Annotated in this window: 18 protein-coding genes; 8 read left to right on the forward strand and 10 right to left on the reverse strand. The window is 34.6% G+C overall.

What is annotated here, in order from left to right; genetic code table 11:
• The first annotated feature begins 248 nt into the window (after positions 1–248).
• The 3 genes from F8162_RS04655 (at position 249) to F8162_RS04665 (ending at position 2860) form a co-directional block, all read left to right on the forward strand.
• Entirely contained in the window at positions 249–1526 is a 1278-nt protein-coding gene (locus tag F8162_RS04655) for a histidine--tRNA ligase (RefSeq protein WP_151634560.1), read from the forward strand.
• A 161-nt stretch (positions 1527–1687) separates the two neighbouring features.
• Positions 1688–1999 (forward strand): hypothetical protein, encoded by a 312-nt coding sequence (locus F8162_RS04660; protein WP_151634558.1) that lies wholly within the window; start codon positions 1688–1690, stop codon positions 1997–1999.
• A gap of 261 nt (positions 2000–2260) precedes the next feature.
• Positions 2261–2860, forward strand: coding sequence for a hypothetical protein (locus F8162_RS04665; RefSeq protein WP_151634556.1), 600 nt, complete (start codon positions 2261–2263; stop codon positions 2858–2860).
• A gap of 59 nt (positions 2861–2919) precedes the next feature.
• Here F8162_RS04665 and F8162_RS04670 read toward each other — a convergent pair whose 3' ends face one another.
• On the reverse strand, positions 2920–3300 hold the full coding sequence (locus F8162_RS04670) for a winged helix-turn-helix transcriptional regulator (RefSeq protein ID WP_000340656.1): 381 nt from the start codon (positions 3298–3300) through the stop codon (positions 2920–2922).
• A gap of 129 nt (positions 3301–3429) precedes the next feature.
• Between F8162_RS04670 and F8162_RS04675 the strand changes: the two genes are divergently transcribed.
• Both F8162_RS04675 and F8162_RS04680 read left to right on the forward strand, forming a co-directional pair.
• A complete protein-coding gene (locus F8162_RS04675; RefSeq protein ID WP_151634554.1) occupies positions 3430–4113 on the forward strand; it encodes an NAD(P)H-dependent oxidoreductase in 684 nt (227 codons plus the stop codon).
• A 155-nt stretch (positions 4114–4268) separates the two neighbouring features.
• Positions 4269–4550: a DUF1292 domain-containing protein gene (locus F8162_RS04680; RefSeq protein ID WP_097819705.1), complete on the forward strand. Its 282-nt coding sequence runs from the start codon at positions 4269–4271 to the stop codon at positions 4548–4550.
• Positions 4551–4751: 201 nt separating this feature from the next.
• On the opposite strand, the gene F8162_RS04690 is transcribed toward F8162_RS04680, so the two are convergent.
• The 6 genes from F8162_RS04690 to F8162_RS04715 form a co-directional block, all read right to left on the reverse strand.
• Positions 4752–5822 carry a pyruvate kinase gene (locus tag F8162_RS04690; protein WP_151634551.1) on the reverse strand — a complete coding sequence of 357 codons (1071 nt, stop codon included), beginning with the start codon at positions 5820–5822 and terminating at the stop codon, positions 4752–4754.
• Between the two features lie 81 nt (positions 5823–5903).
• A complete protein-coding gene (locus F8162_RS04695) occupies positions 5904–6614 on the reverse strand; it encodes a hypothetical protein (RefSeq protein ID WP_151634549.1) in 711 nt (236 codons plus the stop codon).
• Positions 6615–6952: 338 nt separating this feature from the next.
• On the reverse strand, positions 6953–7711 hold the full coding sequence (locus tag F8162_RS04700; protein WP_151634547.1) for an SDR family oxidoreductase: 759 nt from the start codon (positions 7709–7711) through the stop codon (positions 6953–6955).
• Positions 7712–7767: 56 nt separating this feature from the next.
• Positions 7768–9426 carry a putative ABC transporter permease subunit gene (locus tag F8162_RS04705; RefSeq protein WP_151634545.1) on the reverse strand — a complete coding sequence of 553 codons (1659 nt, stop codon included), beginning with the start codon at positions 9424–9426 and terminating at the stop codon, positions 7768–7770.
• Positions 9419–10144 (reverse strand): ABC transporter ATP-binding protein, encoded by a 726-nt coding sequence (locus F8162_RS04710; protein WP_151634543.1) that lies wholly within the window; start codon positions 10142–10144, stop codon positions 9419–9421. The genes F8162_RS04705 and F8162_RS04710 overlap by 8 nt, the downstream gene beginning before the upstream one ends.
• 89 nt (positions 10145–10233) lie before the next feature.
• The gene (locus tag F8162_RS04715) at positions 10234–10428 is read right to left on the reverse strand and encodes a hypothetical protein (RefSeq protein ID WP_151634541.1); all 195 of its coding nucleotides are present in this window, start codon (positions 10426–10428) and stop codon (positions 10234–10236) included.
• A 179-nt stretch (positions 10429–10607) separates the two neighbouring features.
• Between F8162_RS04715 and F8162_RS04720 the strand changes: the two genes are divergently transcribed.
• Both F8162_RS04720 and F8162_RS04725 read left to right on the forward strand, forming a co-directional pair.
• Positions 10608–10967 (forward strand): DUF3796 domain-containing protein, encoded by a 360-nt coding sequence (locus tag F8162_RS04720; RefSeq protein WP_151634539.1) that lies wholly within the window; start codon positions 10608–10610, stop codon positions 10965–10967.
• Positions 10955–11155, forward strand: a complete 201-nt coding sequence (locus F8162_RS04725) for a helix-turn-helix transcriptional regulator (RefSeq protein WP_000896309.1) — start codon at positions 10955–10957, stop codon at positions 11153–11155. The genes F8162_RS04720 and F8162_RS04725 overlap by 13 nt, the downstream gene beginning before the upstream one ends.
• 58 nt (positions 11156–11213) lie before the next feature.
• Here F8162_RS04725 and F8162_RS04730 read toward each other — a convergent pair whose 3' ends face one another.
• Complete coding sequence (locus F8162_RS04730) at positions 11214–12176, reverse strand: cytoplasmic protein (protein WP_151634537.1); 963 nt, start codon at positions 12174–12176, stop codon at positions 11214–11216.
• Positions 12177–12289: 113 nt separating this feature from the next.
• Complete coding sequence (locus tag F8162_RS04735) at positions 12290–13000, reverse strand: YjjG family noncanonical pyrimidine nucleotidase (RefSeq protein ID WP_151634535.1); 711 nt, start codon at positions 12998–13000, stop codon at positions 12290–12292.
• Positions 13001–13320: 320 nt separating this feature from the next.
• Here F8162_RS04735 and F8162_RS04740 point away from each other — a divergent pair, with 320 nt between their 5' ends.
• Positions 13321–13746, forward strand: coding sequence for a DUF1648 domain-containing protein (locus F8162_RS04740; RefSeq protein WP_151634533.1), 426 nt, complete (start codon positions 13321–13323; stop codon positions 13744–13746).
• Positions 13747–13784: 38 nt separating this feature from the next.
• Here the strand turns inward: F8162_RS04740 and F8162_RS04745 are convergent, their stop codons facing one another.
• Positions 13785–14807 (reverse strand): tyrosine-protein phosphatase, encoded by a 1023-nt coding sequence (locus F8162_RS04745; RefSeq protein ID WP_151634531.1) that lies wholly within the window; start codon positions 14805–14807, stop codon positions 13785–13787.
• Positions 14808–14862 lie beyond the last annotated feature (55 nt).

The following is a 14862-nucleotide window of genomic DNA, read 5'->3' on the forward strand; positions in this document are numbered from 1 at the left end:
ACTAAAAATATTGATAATTCGAAAATCATCTGATATAATTTGGAAAAACTTATGTTAAGGAGAGATTCGTAATGCAAAATGTTAATACTTCTTTCCAACTTCATCATCATACGTAACGCCGTGTATCCGAAGAAAATTTTTCTTCGTGGGTACAGGGCTTTTCCTGTTGACCCACGAAGCGTTCATAAAGCTATGTGGGTATTTTTATACCTGCATAGCTTTTTTTAATTTAAAAAGGAGTGATTATAATGGAAATGAAAAATGTAAAAGGAACGAAAGACTATTTACCAGAGGAACAAGTGTTACGAAATATAATTAAAAGAGCTTGTGAAGATACGTTTGAACGATACGGATGTAAACCGTTAGAAACACCAACGTTAAATATGTATGAGCTTATGTCTTACAAGTACGGTGGTGGTGATGAAATATTAAAAGAAATATATACGCTTCAAGATCAAGGAAAACGCGACCTTGCCTTACGCTACGATTTAACAATTCCATTCGCAAAAGTCGTGGCAATGAATCCGAACATCCGCCTCCCTTTTAAACGTTATGAAATTGGAAAAGTATTTCGAGATGGTCCAATTAAACAAGGAAGATTTCGTGAGTTCATTCAATGTGACGTTGACATAGTCGGTGTAGAATCAGTCATGGCAGAAGCGGAACTTATGAGTATGGCGTTTGAACTGTTCCGAACGTTAAACTTAGAAGTAACGATCCAATATAATAACCGAAAATTATTAAACGGTATTCTCGAGTCCATTAACATCCCTACTGAACTAACGAGTGACGTCATTTTATCATTAGACAAAATCGAAAAGATTGGGATTGATGGTGTACGAAAAGATGTATTAGAGCGCGGAATTTCTGAAGAAATGGCTGATACGATATGTAATACCGTCTTATCTTGTCTAAAGCTTTCAATTGCTGACTTTATAGATGTGTTCAATACTCCCCTCGTTGCCGAAGGAGTAAACGAATTACAACAATTACAGCAATATTTAATCGCTCTCGGAATAAATGAAAATGCTATATTCAATCCATTTTTAGCGCGAGGACTTACAATGTATACAGGTACCGTATATGAAATCTTCCTAAAAGATGGATCGATTACATCCAGCATTGGTAGCGGCGGTCGATACGATAACATTATTGGGGCATTCCGTGGTGATAATATGAGCTATCCAACAGTCGGTATTTCATTCGGTTTAGACGTTATTTATACAGCACTCTCACAGAAAGAAACGATATCATCTACAGCGGATGTATTTATCATCCCACTCGGGACAGAGTTACAATGTTTACAAATTGCCCAGCAATTACGTGCTACCACTTCCTTAAAAGTCGAACTCGAACTAGCAGAACGCAAATTAAAACGTGCCCTTAATTACGCAAATAAAGAGAATATCCCTTATGTGCTTATTATTGGGGAAGAAGAACTTAGTACAGAAACCGTTATGCTGCGGAATATGAAGGAAGGTAGTGAGGTGAAGGTTCCCCTTTCTTCTTTAAGTAGTTATTTATAATACGAATCACCCTCGTTTGGGTGGTTTTCTATTTTATAGATAACGAAACAATTAGTTAACATAAAATAATTATATTCTACTAAAAAACACAAACATTTAATATCCAATTACCTATTATTTTTGGTAATATATAGATATGAATTGTTTTAGGAGGATTTACTTTGAAAACCTACATACAAGCACTAAAGTGGACTACAGGAATCTATCATCTTTTATTACTTCCTTGCTATTATATATTTCCAAGTCTTGTTAACCTAGATGAGATACCTTTACTACTATTGATTGCTTTACATATCACTACTATTTTATTAGCTAAAAAAGCAGGCATGAATACGTACGCTCATTATATAGGTATTATCGTTACTCTAGTTGCCTTCTTTCCTTATATAGACATCGTTCTACATATTATAGCAGCCATTTTCCTTTTATTAGATGCTGCTTCCACAAATAAAAAAGAAGTGTATGATTCATAGCTGGATAATATAAAACTTTAATCAGTAAAGTTTTGAATTAGGTTAGCAAATCACAAAATCATCTCAAAAACTAAGCTTATTATTAACACCCAAAAAGGATTTACTTTTTAAGTAAATCCTTTTTTAAATTACTTTCCTTACTCCAGACTAATAAAAGAATATTCTGTTTTATTTTTATAAAATTCTAAATATTTACAATATAAGTTAATTATCATACATTTTAGTTAGGTAAAAAAAACTTAGTTTAAAGGAGATGAATTCATGCTTAAAAAATTGATAGTAGGTGCAGTGGTCGCCATTTCATCATTAACTGTGGGATTGGGATCAGTATCAGCTAGTACCAAAAAGGATTATTTGATTACCTCTTTTGAATATGTAACTGTAGATGAAAAGACAGTAGATGCGTTTAACAAGTTTGGTGCTCCATCAAAGGAAGACGTAAAAATAACATTAGTTCTACCGAAACAAAATCAAAATGGAAACTGGTTATCTTATGGATTTTCGAGCAAAGAAAGTTTAGAGTCTTTTATTGAAAAAGATAAACAACGGTGGAATCATACAATCACTCCCCTTGGTGTTGGTGGGAGCGGACCTAATAGTACAGACTTCTATGAACATGCAAATAAGGGTGGCGAGTATTTTTCTCTTAGTAGCGGTTTTAAAAATTTGCCTCCTAATTGGCAAAATAGAATTTCTTCTGTAAGTACAGCATCCCCTACTGCTAGCTATTCGACAACGCTATGGGATCGTACTTCAACTGAAGGATATGGTAAAGGTATCATCTTCAAACACTCTGATTGGTATGGTAAAACTGTAAACTTGAATGACTTTGCAATTTCAGCAGTTGAAGTTAAAAAGTAAAAAATATAGAAATAAAAGGTGTCTTCACATATGGAAAACACCTTTTATTTCTACAACTCTTAACTATTATTTTTTGTATTTCTACTCTCCAAAACTTTCTCCATATTATGAGTTGCCCATTCCATCATTAATAAAATCATTGGACGTAGTGATTCACCAAGCTCAGTTAACGAATATTCTACTTTCGGAGGAACTTCACGGTATACTTCACGATGTATGATGCCGTCTGCTTCAAGTTCTCTCAGCTGCAGTGTTAACATTCGTTGTGTGATATTAGGTTTTAATCTTTTTAATTCATTAAACCTCTTTGTACCATCTAATAAATGATACAAAATAACCCCTTTCCATTTCCCACCAATAACCTCAACCATTGCTTCAACTGGACAAGAATATTTATTTAGAAATGGGTAATTTATATTATTTTCATTCGAACAATCCATCATAAATCCCTTCCCTTACCAATAGTATCTTTTTTGATACTATAACACATAAATGTGCGTACTTGTATCTATGTTACTTTAAAAATATAATTTACTTACAAAAATAAATTAATGAAAAGAGGTACTTTTATGACAAATACAAAACAAATTACAAAAGAAAAAATTATGGAGGCTTTTCATTTCAGACATGCATGTAAAGAATTCGATCCTATGCACAAAATTTCAGAAGAGGACTTTCATTTCATTTTAGAAACAGGCAGGTTATCTCCTTCTTCTTTTGGTTATGAACCTTGGAAATTTATTATCGTACAAAATAAAGAAGTAAGAGAAAAACTACAACCGTATTCATGGGGCGCTGGTGGGCAACTTGCAACAGCTAGTCACTTTGTCATTGTTCTTTCAAGAAACATTAAAGATATGCATTATGATGCAGAGTATATTAAATATATGATGAACGATATTATTGGATTACCTGAAGACACTCAAAAAATTAGATATGAATTCTTCAAAAAGTTCCAGGAATCAGATTTTAACTTGTTACAATCCGATCGTGCTGTATTTGATTGGGCATCTAAGCAATCTTATATTGCTTTAGGTAATATGATGACGAGTGCAGCTCAAATTGGCATTGATTCTTGCCCAATAGAAGGATTTGATAAAGAAAAAGTAGATTCTTTACTTCGTCAAGAAGGCATTATAAAAGACGATAATCTTAAAGTATCTGTTATGGTTGCCTTTGGTTACCGTAAAGAAGAGCCAAAACGTGATAAAACAAGACAGACTATGGATACAATTGTTGAATGGATTAAGTAATATAGCACTCACAAATAAAACTCCTTCTAGCTAAATACTTATTCTATTGAGGCATCAGTTGTTTTTCTAATGTATGAAATTGATTTTTCATGGAAAGATATGTTAGTATGTATACAGTTTGAGCGCTCTATTTTTTAGAGTCGAACAGGAGGAGAATGGATATGTCTGATATTGAAGTTGGCGAAGTGTTTACTCTCAGTGATGAGAATAATGAGGATCAGGAAGTAGAAGTACTTGGAGCAATGGATGTCGAAGGCGCAGAATATATTGCAGTTGCCTTCGTAGAAGACATTCAAACAGATTCTGAGGAAGACATTGATATTTTCTTTTTAAAAGTAGAAGAAGATAATGAGTTTTCATACATTGAAAATGATGAAGAGTTTGATAAAGTATCTGCTGCTTTTGATAAAATTTTGGATGAGCAAGAGCAAGAATAATATGAATGAAAAACACGAGGACGGATGCATATCCGCCCTCTTTTTATTTATCCCGCATTAACGGGCAGTAAGACTCCCACCTCAAAATTCAGCAAATGCGGAGGTGTTAGGTAGGAGATCAACTGCCCGTAAAAGCCCGATTGGTTCAACTAATAATCAGTGGGGATGGACAAAACCCCCACTGATTAAAGTTTCACTTTATCACTCATCCAAAGACTTATGCAGCAATTCGAGTACATCTTTCATCACAAAAGGACCATCTTTTTTCACATGCTCAGCGAATTCAGAAACGAGACGTAATGTTCTTACACTTTCAATCGGGTGCTCTCCTGATGCACTTTCAGCAGAAAGCATAACTGCATTCGTTCCGTCGAGTACAGCTTGAAACACATCAGTCACCTCAGCCCTTGTTGGAATAGAATGATCTACCATTGATTGAAGCATTTGTGTCGCTGTAATAACATATGTATTCGTTCGATTACATTCCTGAATCATCATTTTCTGCAAAAGCGGAATAAATTGATACGGCAACTCTACTCCTAAATCGCCCCGTGCAATCATAATTCCGTCTACTTCTTTACATATATCTTGAAAATTCTCGATCGCTTCCATCGTTTCTATTTTTGCAATTACATTAGGGGAAGTTCCTTTATGCTGCTGAATAAAATCACGTATTTCTTTTATATGTCCAGCTTTTCGCACGAAAGAACATGCGATAAAATCAACATCCTCTTCTAAAAGAAACTGAACATCTTTTTTATCTTTCTCTGTAATAGCTGGTAAACTAACGATTGCCCCTGGTAAGTTCACCCCTTTATGAGAGGAGATATTACCACCTGTTTTGACCTTTGTTTCTATTTTGTCCGTACTTACCTTCTCTACGATTAACTCAACTTCGCCATCATTAATTAAAATTCTACTGCCAACTTTCACGTCATTCGCAATACCTTCATAATCGACACTTGCTTCTCTATTGCTCCCTGTAACTGGTTGCGTATGCAAAATAAAAGAATTTCCCGCCTGAAGTGTAATTTGTTCGCCGCTCATTTCACCTAACCTTATTTTAGGACCTTGTACATCTCCTAAAATTTTAATAGAATCATCTAACGATTTGACTAAACGAATGATATCTTTATGACTTTCATGCGTACCATGTGATAAATTCAACCGCACTATTTTCATACCATTCTTTATTAACTGTGCTAACGTTTCTTTATTATTACTTGCTGGTCCAATTGTACAAACTCGATCGATTGTCATTTTTATCACCATCCTTTTTCGTTAGGATTCCCATAAACTTTACTTACACTCTCACCCAAAAAAAAGCCTACTCCCATAAGTAGGCTTTTAAAACTACGAAAGTTTCGTTAATAACTGAGTTAAATCTTTTTTCGTTTTCGTCGTTAATGATTTCATTTTAGTAATATCTATCTTTTCTTTCTCCGCTCCTACAATTAACGGATACATACTTTGCCCGATTGTTTTATATTCAGCTGGGTGTGATGCTTCTAACTCTTTCTCAATCACATCCCATTTTTCATTAATTTGTTTTCCGAGTTTATTTACTGTTTCTAATTTCGGATTGGCAGCTAATTGCTTGTCTAAGCTATCAACTAATGCCGCAACTTCTTTTACATTTGTTTTCACAGCTACGCTTTTCTTCGGATCTTTCGTTGTTTTTCCGTTTGAGTTTGTACTTGTACTTTGATCTGTCGTTTTTCCGCTAGTCGTTTCGTCATTCGTTTTTCCTGTCGTCTCTTTTTCTTTTGTTTTCACATTCTCATTTTGAGATGACGTTTTACCGTTACTTTCTGTTCCTGATGATTCTTTCGTATTTTTTGCATCTTTATCTGTTTTTTCATTTGAAGAAGTATTTGTATCTTTTTCAGTATCTTTCATTGTTTTTGACGTCTCATCTGCACTTGTCGTTTTTGCTTCTCCTTCATTTTGCGCTGTTACTTGCTCTTTCTTTTCTGTTTCTTTATCTGCTGAAGGACTACAAGCTGCCATAGTAAGCATTGTACCAATTGTTATCGATGCGATAGCGACCTTTTTCATTTTCATATAAATCCCCCTATGTTTACTTTATTTATCCTCCCCTTTACGATTCGATTTCCCTTTAAAAAATCCCTTTTCATACGAATTACCATCTTTCCGACAGTAATCTTCATAATAATACGTACAAAAAACGATAAATCAATTTGAATATTCGAGTTTCTTCTACTTCATTTTTCTTCTCTCTAGCAAAAGAAAAAGAGTATATTGTCACATGAAGAATTACTATCTTCATATGACGATATACTCTCCTATCATATTTTTATCTTTCTTGACATTTTATTTATACAAAAAAATTATATTTTCTTTTATTTTTTTGTTTCTCAACATTTGTTAACATAATATATTTATGAATAACCACCATTCGAATGAATGACTTGACCCGTAATCCATTTTGCATCTTCACTTACTAAAAAAGAAATTAAGCGTGCTGCATCCGACGGTTCCCCTACTTTACCTTGCGGGAACTTCCATACTAAATGATGCTTCAGCTCCTCTGTAATCCATCCTGTATTCGTCGGTCCTGGATCTACAGCATTCACTGTAATCCCCTTCTCCATCGCAACTGGTGCTACTGATTTTGTAAATGCTTCAATTGCTCCTTTCGTCGCTGCGTATGCTAGTTCATCAGGCATTGGCCCTAACGACTGTCCTGAAGTAAGATTAATAATACTTCCACTCGCCTTGCTTGCATAATGTTTTATAAATAATGAACTTAATAACAAAATAGCGCGAACATTCACTGTATAATGTTTATCTAACTGTTCTACATTTAAGTCCTCAATTCTCGTATGAGTAGCATACGCTGCATTATTAATTAAAATAGATGGATCACCTAAACGTTCTGAGACCATATAAAACAAACGATTTGACGAATACGACTGCGATAAATTGATTTCTGCCATTTCACATCGAACACCTAAACTTTCAATCTCTTCTTTCAACAAAAAGGGCTCTTTGTCATGCATTCCCCACGGCATCGCTTTATCATACTGAGACCAGTACGTGAAAAAAATGTCTATCCCTTTTTGAGCAAGCACCTTGCATACAGCTGCACCAATTCCATTCAGACGAGTTGCCCCTGTTACAATTGCTATTTTCTTCACCTTTTCTCCTCCATCTATGGATAAATCCCCTGCACGAATACAGAGGATCTATCTTTTTATTCAATATTTGACAATATACGTTCTGCACCTAATTTTAAAATTTTAATGAAGATATAATTTACAATCGTAAACATTACAAATAAAACAATAAACATAACCCACAGTCCTACTTGAAGGAAGAAGTATAATAAACTTACTCCTGCTACAATAACTAAAGCTATTAAAATATTAGCTAAAAAATTCCACAAAGTTGTATATCGGCTCTTAAATAATTTCTGCTCTGTATCCCAGTGTATATCTGCAGTTTGTGCATCCCAGCGTGTACCGATTAAATTAATTAGCAATAAACCGTTCGCACTTAGTAAGAACCAAAGTACCATAAATACTGGAGATATCCCCGCTACAGCTGCCATCGTAATACCGAATACCGCCAAAATAATTACATTAATTAACCAAGCAGTGATCGCTTTCGCAAAAAAGATATCCGAAGCTTTTACAGGTAAATAACGATTCACAAACCATGAACTTCCATCACGTGAAAATGATGTTGTTGCGATAACGTTACTTCCCATTAAAAATAGCGATGCACAAAGCCCAACACCAATTGCAAGTCCTGCTGATTTTGGGTTATCAATATACCCTGTGATCCACTTTAAATTTCCATCTTGCACGAATAAAACAAAGAATAACATAATCGGCATAACGAAAGTTTGTACAATACAATTTAAGAAAAATTGTGGTGTACGGAATAACGTTTTAAATTCTTTTTTCACATACGCTTTTAAATGTGAGCTTTGAACCGTTGATTTTTGTAAACCTTCTGCTGAAATGACCTCTTTCTTTGCTGTACTCGTTGAAAGTCCAATAACCCCTTTTAAATATGTACGCTCTGCAATGTAATAAAACAACACAAAAAATACAAATGAAATAAGTGCAAAGATGATTACGTTTAAAGGACCCTTCCAATTTGCATTTTCTACTAATGCCACTGCTCCGAAATATGTAGTTGGAAAATAGTTTGTCATTTGTACTAAAAGAGAAGATTCGCTGCTCGCTAGGTAATTCGTAATTGCATCTTCAGAAAACGAACTTTTATTTTTCCACTGTAAAAATACATTAATTCCTACAATAAATAGTATACTTACGATTCCAATAAAGATATTGCCTCGGTCTTTATTTTTCGCTATATTTGTATACCTCATAATAACTGTCATCAGTAATGAAGCTAATACTAACGGCACAATCGGGAAGAGTAAGTAAATAAAAATCATGTATATGTAATATGTAATAAATGCACCACTTTTTAACCCGTACGTAATAAAGATTGGTAGTAAAATGAATGAACTCATTACGTATTGTGTTATTAGTACCGTTAAAAATTTTGCCGAAATAATTTGCGCTGGTTTTAATGGTAACGGTAGTAACATTTCAATGTCATTACTATAGTAAAATACAGTTAAAATGTTCGTAATACTCATTAAAAATACCCATATACTCGCAATCGCAAGCCCCATTGCGATAATCATTCCTGGGTCTTGACCTAATTGTTTCATACCTTCATACATTCCGTGCGTGATAGAACCAAATATTAAAAAGCCAACAAATAAAATGGCTGCAAATGAAAATACATACGCCCATCGCTTCTTCTTATCTGTTATAAAATCTGCATAATTTAATTTCAATAATACTTTCGTTAACGTCCAAATTTTACTCATTGCCCGTCATCTCCAAGAACATTTTTTCAAGTGATTCATTGGATTTAAAATGATCTCTCATTTCATCTAAATTCCCTTTAAACTGAAGATTTCCCTTATTAATAATCGCGACGCGGTCACATATTTTTTCTGCCACTTCTAATACGTGTGTAGAGAAAAATACAATCTTTCCTTTATCCGCATGCTCTCTCATCATTTCCTTTAAAATATAGGCAGATTTCGGATCAAGCCCTGTTAACGGTTCATCTAAAATCCATATATCCGGCTCATGCACGAGCACACCAATAATAATGATTTTTTGTCTCATACCGTGCGAGTAACTTTGAATTTGATCCGATAACGCATTGTAAAGATCAAATTTCTTCGCTAAAGACTCGATTCGTTCTTGTCGTACTTCTTTCGGTACCTCATACATATCTGCCATAAAGTTTAAATATTCAATTCCCTTTAATCGTAAAAACATATCTGGGCTATCTGGGACATAACCAAACGTCTTTTTTGCTTCCATCGGATTTTTCATAATATCAATACCGTTAATCGTAATCGTCCCTTTGTCCACCCCATGAATACCAGTAATCATCTTAATTGTCGTTGATTTACCCGCACCATTCGGCCCTAAAAATCCAAAAATTTCTCCGCTAGGCACTGATAAACTTAAATCTTTTACTGCATAAGTAGACCCGTTATAACTTTTTGACACATTCGTAATTTCAATCATTCCATCCAATCCTTTCCTTAATTACCAAATAACTATATTAATATTATAGCATACTTCTATTTTTAGATTTTTATATTTTTTCAGTTTTTTCAACCTTTAAAATAAATATACAAACCTAATCCAACGATTAAAACGACAGCTAGTATTATATAAATCATCGTCAGCCGTTTAATATTCCCTTTTGTCGCTTTACTATAATTCGCATCACCATTTCGCCCAATTAACACCGTCGCCACTACAGTAATTACTACAAGTAATACAACGATCATGATCCAAGTTAGCATGCCTTCCTCCCCCTCCTTACAATCATTTTACAATATTATCCTCTTTATTTCGCAGTATATTTCCTCTTTTTACTATTATTATGAAAAGAATTGGAAAACTATTATTACTATACTTTTCTATATGTGATATATTTATAACATAATGTGATTTATTTCTAACACCGAAAGGAGAATCTATCGTGAAAACAACTTGTATTAAATATTTAGGATTTCTCGGTTTCTTCGGTTTCCTCGGCTTTTTTTATGAAAAAGGATTGTTTACTATGTTCTGTTTCTTCTCCTTTTTCACAACGTATAGAACGGTTCAACACGATGAACTATTTGAACAAATCGTCAATAAATCGTGCCGCAATGCCTTTATCGTTACATTACTAACTACCGCTATCATTATGTTTATTGAAATGTTATTTCCAAACCCGGCGCTACAAGAGATTGATATCGCTCTTATTTTCGGCACACTCATTCTTACGTTCGGCTTCTCTCTGTTCTTTTACGATAAACCAGTTGATGAAATGGAAGATGCACCATGGCGTTCGTAACGAAAATAAAAGAATACCGCGCCAAATTGAATATGACACAAGAAGATTTAGCGAAAACTGTTGGTGTACGCCGTGAAACGATAAGCCATCTCGAAAAAGGAAAATACAACCCTTCCTTGCAACTTGCTCACGATATCGCGAAGGCACTTCATAGTACAATTGATGAGGTTTTTATTTTCGAGGATTAATAAAAAATACCGGCATTCTTTTCACAAAGAATACCGGTATTTTTTATTTATACAACTATCACCCATACAAAACCGCATGAAATACGCCTAACAGTAAGTATTGATCCTCTATATAATCTTCATCATATACATCCATCTCGATATCATACATATCTTCCTCAAGACGAATATTCCAATCTGCGATTACGTAGCCGTTTCGTAATAACTTTCCAAGCCCAATTGAAGTTTTGTGAACAACATATTCTTCTGTCTTATATGTAAAGGTAAATATGAAATTTGCATCCAATAACTTTCCATCACATACAAGTATTTCATGCTCTGCATCATTATTATCGATGTACGTTACTAAAATCCTTCTTTGACGCTGCCTACTTACATCCTTTGCAATGACGCGAATATTGTCCTTACTATCCTTTATTTCATAAATGATATTACTACCGACTTTCGGAATAAAGTCTAGCACTTTCATCAACATATTTTTATAATAGCCCCGTACTACGCCTACTCTTTCGCTTTCATTATAAACCTCTATCGACGTCGTATCCGCTTTACTATCACACAGTCGTTTGTAAGAAAGCTTCATCATTCGCTCTCCTCTTAAGTACTGATCAAACGTAACGGGATATTCTATCGCGCGCAGTTCCTTATTGAGCTCATTCAAATAACGTTGAACGCTCTCTACTAATGCTGTAGTGGATATACGCTCTTGAAGTTCAAATTGTTGCCAACTAGAAGAAACTCTCCACTGATCGTCCTCTTCATAAAAGAATCCGAGAATTACTTCCTCACGGTCACTCGTTTCATAATTCATATGTACGTTTTGACCGTGTTGCACTTGTTCCATCCACTGTCCTAAATAAATGCCGAGCTCTGCGACCTTCATACATGACTTCTGAAAAAGTACGCTGTCACTCGCGCGAATCGTTAAATCCCCTTCAATAAAGCCTTTTGTATAAGCATCATACTTTGGCTCATCCTTCTGCGGAATAGCCTTGTCTAACTCAAATAAAAACGTTAACATCTTTCACTCACCTCTAGTTATTACACCGATCGTACCTATAAATTGAACGCAACTCAAATTATATCGACGATTTTCCCAATATATCTACCGTAACTCAAAATATATCAACACGATTAAAATGAAACTACCTTTTCTTCCGCCACTTCCACAATTCCTAAAATTTGTAGCAAGCTCTCCACTTCATAAGTCGGCTTAACATCTGTCATATTTTCTTTCAAACTCGGATTATACCAACACGTATCAATGCCGTAAACTTCTCCGCCTTTCATATCAGAAGTTAGCGAATCTCCAACGATTAATACACTTGATTTATCAGTAATCCCAAACTTCTCAAATGCATAATCAAAAATCTCACGTGCTGGTTTTTGATGACCAACCTCTTCTGAAATAATAATATGATCAAAGAAATTACATAAAGGCGAATTTCCGATTCTAGATTGTTGCACCTTCGTATATCCATTCGTAATAATACCTAACTTGCAACCTTGTAGTTTCTCACATAATTGCACTGCACCTTCTATAAGGTGTACTTCTTTCCCTAAGTTTTCAAGGTATACATCACTAAATTGCTGTGCATCTACTTCTATATTATGAAGCACAAATAATTGTCTAAATCGATCTACTGCTAATTCACTTAGCGTAATCATTTTATTTTCTAAATCTCTCCATAATCCATTACTAATCTCTTTATAACTTGCAAGATAATCATTATACCCTGTAGGCATCCCGAACTGTACAAACGCGTTATGTAATGCGTTTCTTTCCGTTTCAGGAAAATCTAATAATGTATCATCTACGTCGAATAATATAACTTTATATTTCATTATGCTCTCCTCAACTAGTACGTTATTTACAACTTGTATTTTCTCATTAATTGACTCTTAAGTCGAACTTTTTCCCTTTACAAATAGTATCTGTACAGAGAACTTAAAGTTGCTTTTAGGCACACGAGTTATGTTATTCAAAAATAATTAATTGTGAAAATACTATAAATTTGAGATAATTTGGATAATGAATCCAATTTTTAAAAAGGTAATACAGGAATAGGAAGGGGCGGAACAACATAGTAAATTCATGGGGAAGACCTAAAATAACAATCCCAAAAACAAAAAGTGAATGGGTTGGAGATATCATTGGATATTCATTGTTCTTTGGATCAATCATTTTTCTGATCATTATTTGGGGAAGATTACCCGAGGAAGTACCCGCACATTATAACGCATATGGAGCTGTAGATCGCTGGGGATCAAAGTGGGAACTTTTGCTTTTGCCAGGAATAGGGCTTTTCATACTCCTTTTAATGCAAACTTTAGAAAAGTTTCCAGAAGTTCATAACTACCCACAAAGACTGAATGAATCAAATGCTAAAGAGTTTTATTTAAATAGTAGAAAAATGCTTAATCAATTAAAAAATGTCTGTTTACTTATTTTTGCTTTCATCCTATTTGAAACAATTTCAATCGCTTTAAATTGGAGCGACGGTTTCGGAAAATTATTTTTACCGATATTGTTAATTGGGACAGTTATTCCAATTGTCATAGGAATAATAAGGCAACGAAAAATTTCATAATAGAAACAGGAGGCTAATCCAATTAGCCTCCCTCCTTCTTATTTATCCTCTAGCAATAACACTTTCATTTCTTCTAACGACTCTTTCGTAAAGCCAAGTGCTTTTTCAGCATATGCTTCAACTGAACCATATTGCTTTTTCACTTCATCAATCGCAGCTTGTAAATATTCAGCGCGTGCTTCAAACATTGCACCTAATATTGCTCTACTTTCATCGTTTTGAAGTTTCGCACCTAAAAAGGCCATCATTTTTTCATTTAATTTTTCACGGAAACCGTTACTTAGTAAGTAGTCTTCCATTACTGTTTTTTCCGGTACACCTAGTAAAAGTAATAATAGTGCTGATCCGAATCCAGTACGGTCTTTTCCAGCTGTACAGTGGTTTACTAACGGTAAGTTTTCTGGGTTTTGCGCTAAGTTTAAGAAGCTCACGAATGCTTCATTACCACTTACGAAATCTTGATTCATTTTCACAAGGTACTCGCCTGGCTTCCCTAACATAGAAAGGTCACCAACTTGGAAAAATTCATTTATGTTCAAGTCTTTCGCTAAATCTTGCATAACTGGTAAGCATACTTGGCGAGCACCCGTAATCTCTGGATTCGGCTTATGCTTCACTTCAAAGTCTGTACGGTAGTCACAAATTAACTTTAAGCCAGACTTTTGTAAATAGTCGATATCCCACTCTGTTAATCCTGCTAATTCTTCAGAACGGTACAACTTGCCCCATTTTACTTTACGTCCTTCAGTCGTTTCATAACCTCCCATATCACGGAAGTTAAACGCGCCTTGTAATGGCAATCTACGCTCAGCTACTGTCACTGCTTGTCCATTACTTCCTACTAGTCTAAAATATGGACGCTCATTTTCACTCGGATTTTCAATTGTACATGATGATTCTCCATTTACCGTTGCAAGTAATTCTCCATTTTCCTCAATATGCTCTGATGAAGTACTCCAGTAAATGCGAACTTCCTCTATATTATTTTCCCACTTTATATATAACGTATTGTCTTCATTTCTTTCTACAGTTGCTTGTAACCAATTTCTTTGCTGCTCCATTCTTTCACCAACGCTTTCTCGTATAATCGAATCTTTCTCTATTGTATTATAGGAA

Origin of the sequence: Bacillus sp. CH140a_4T, assembly GCF_008923725.1 — a bacterium.
Lineage (GTDB): Bacteria > Bacillota > Bacilli > Bacillales > Bacillaceae_G > Bacillus_A.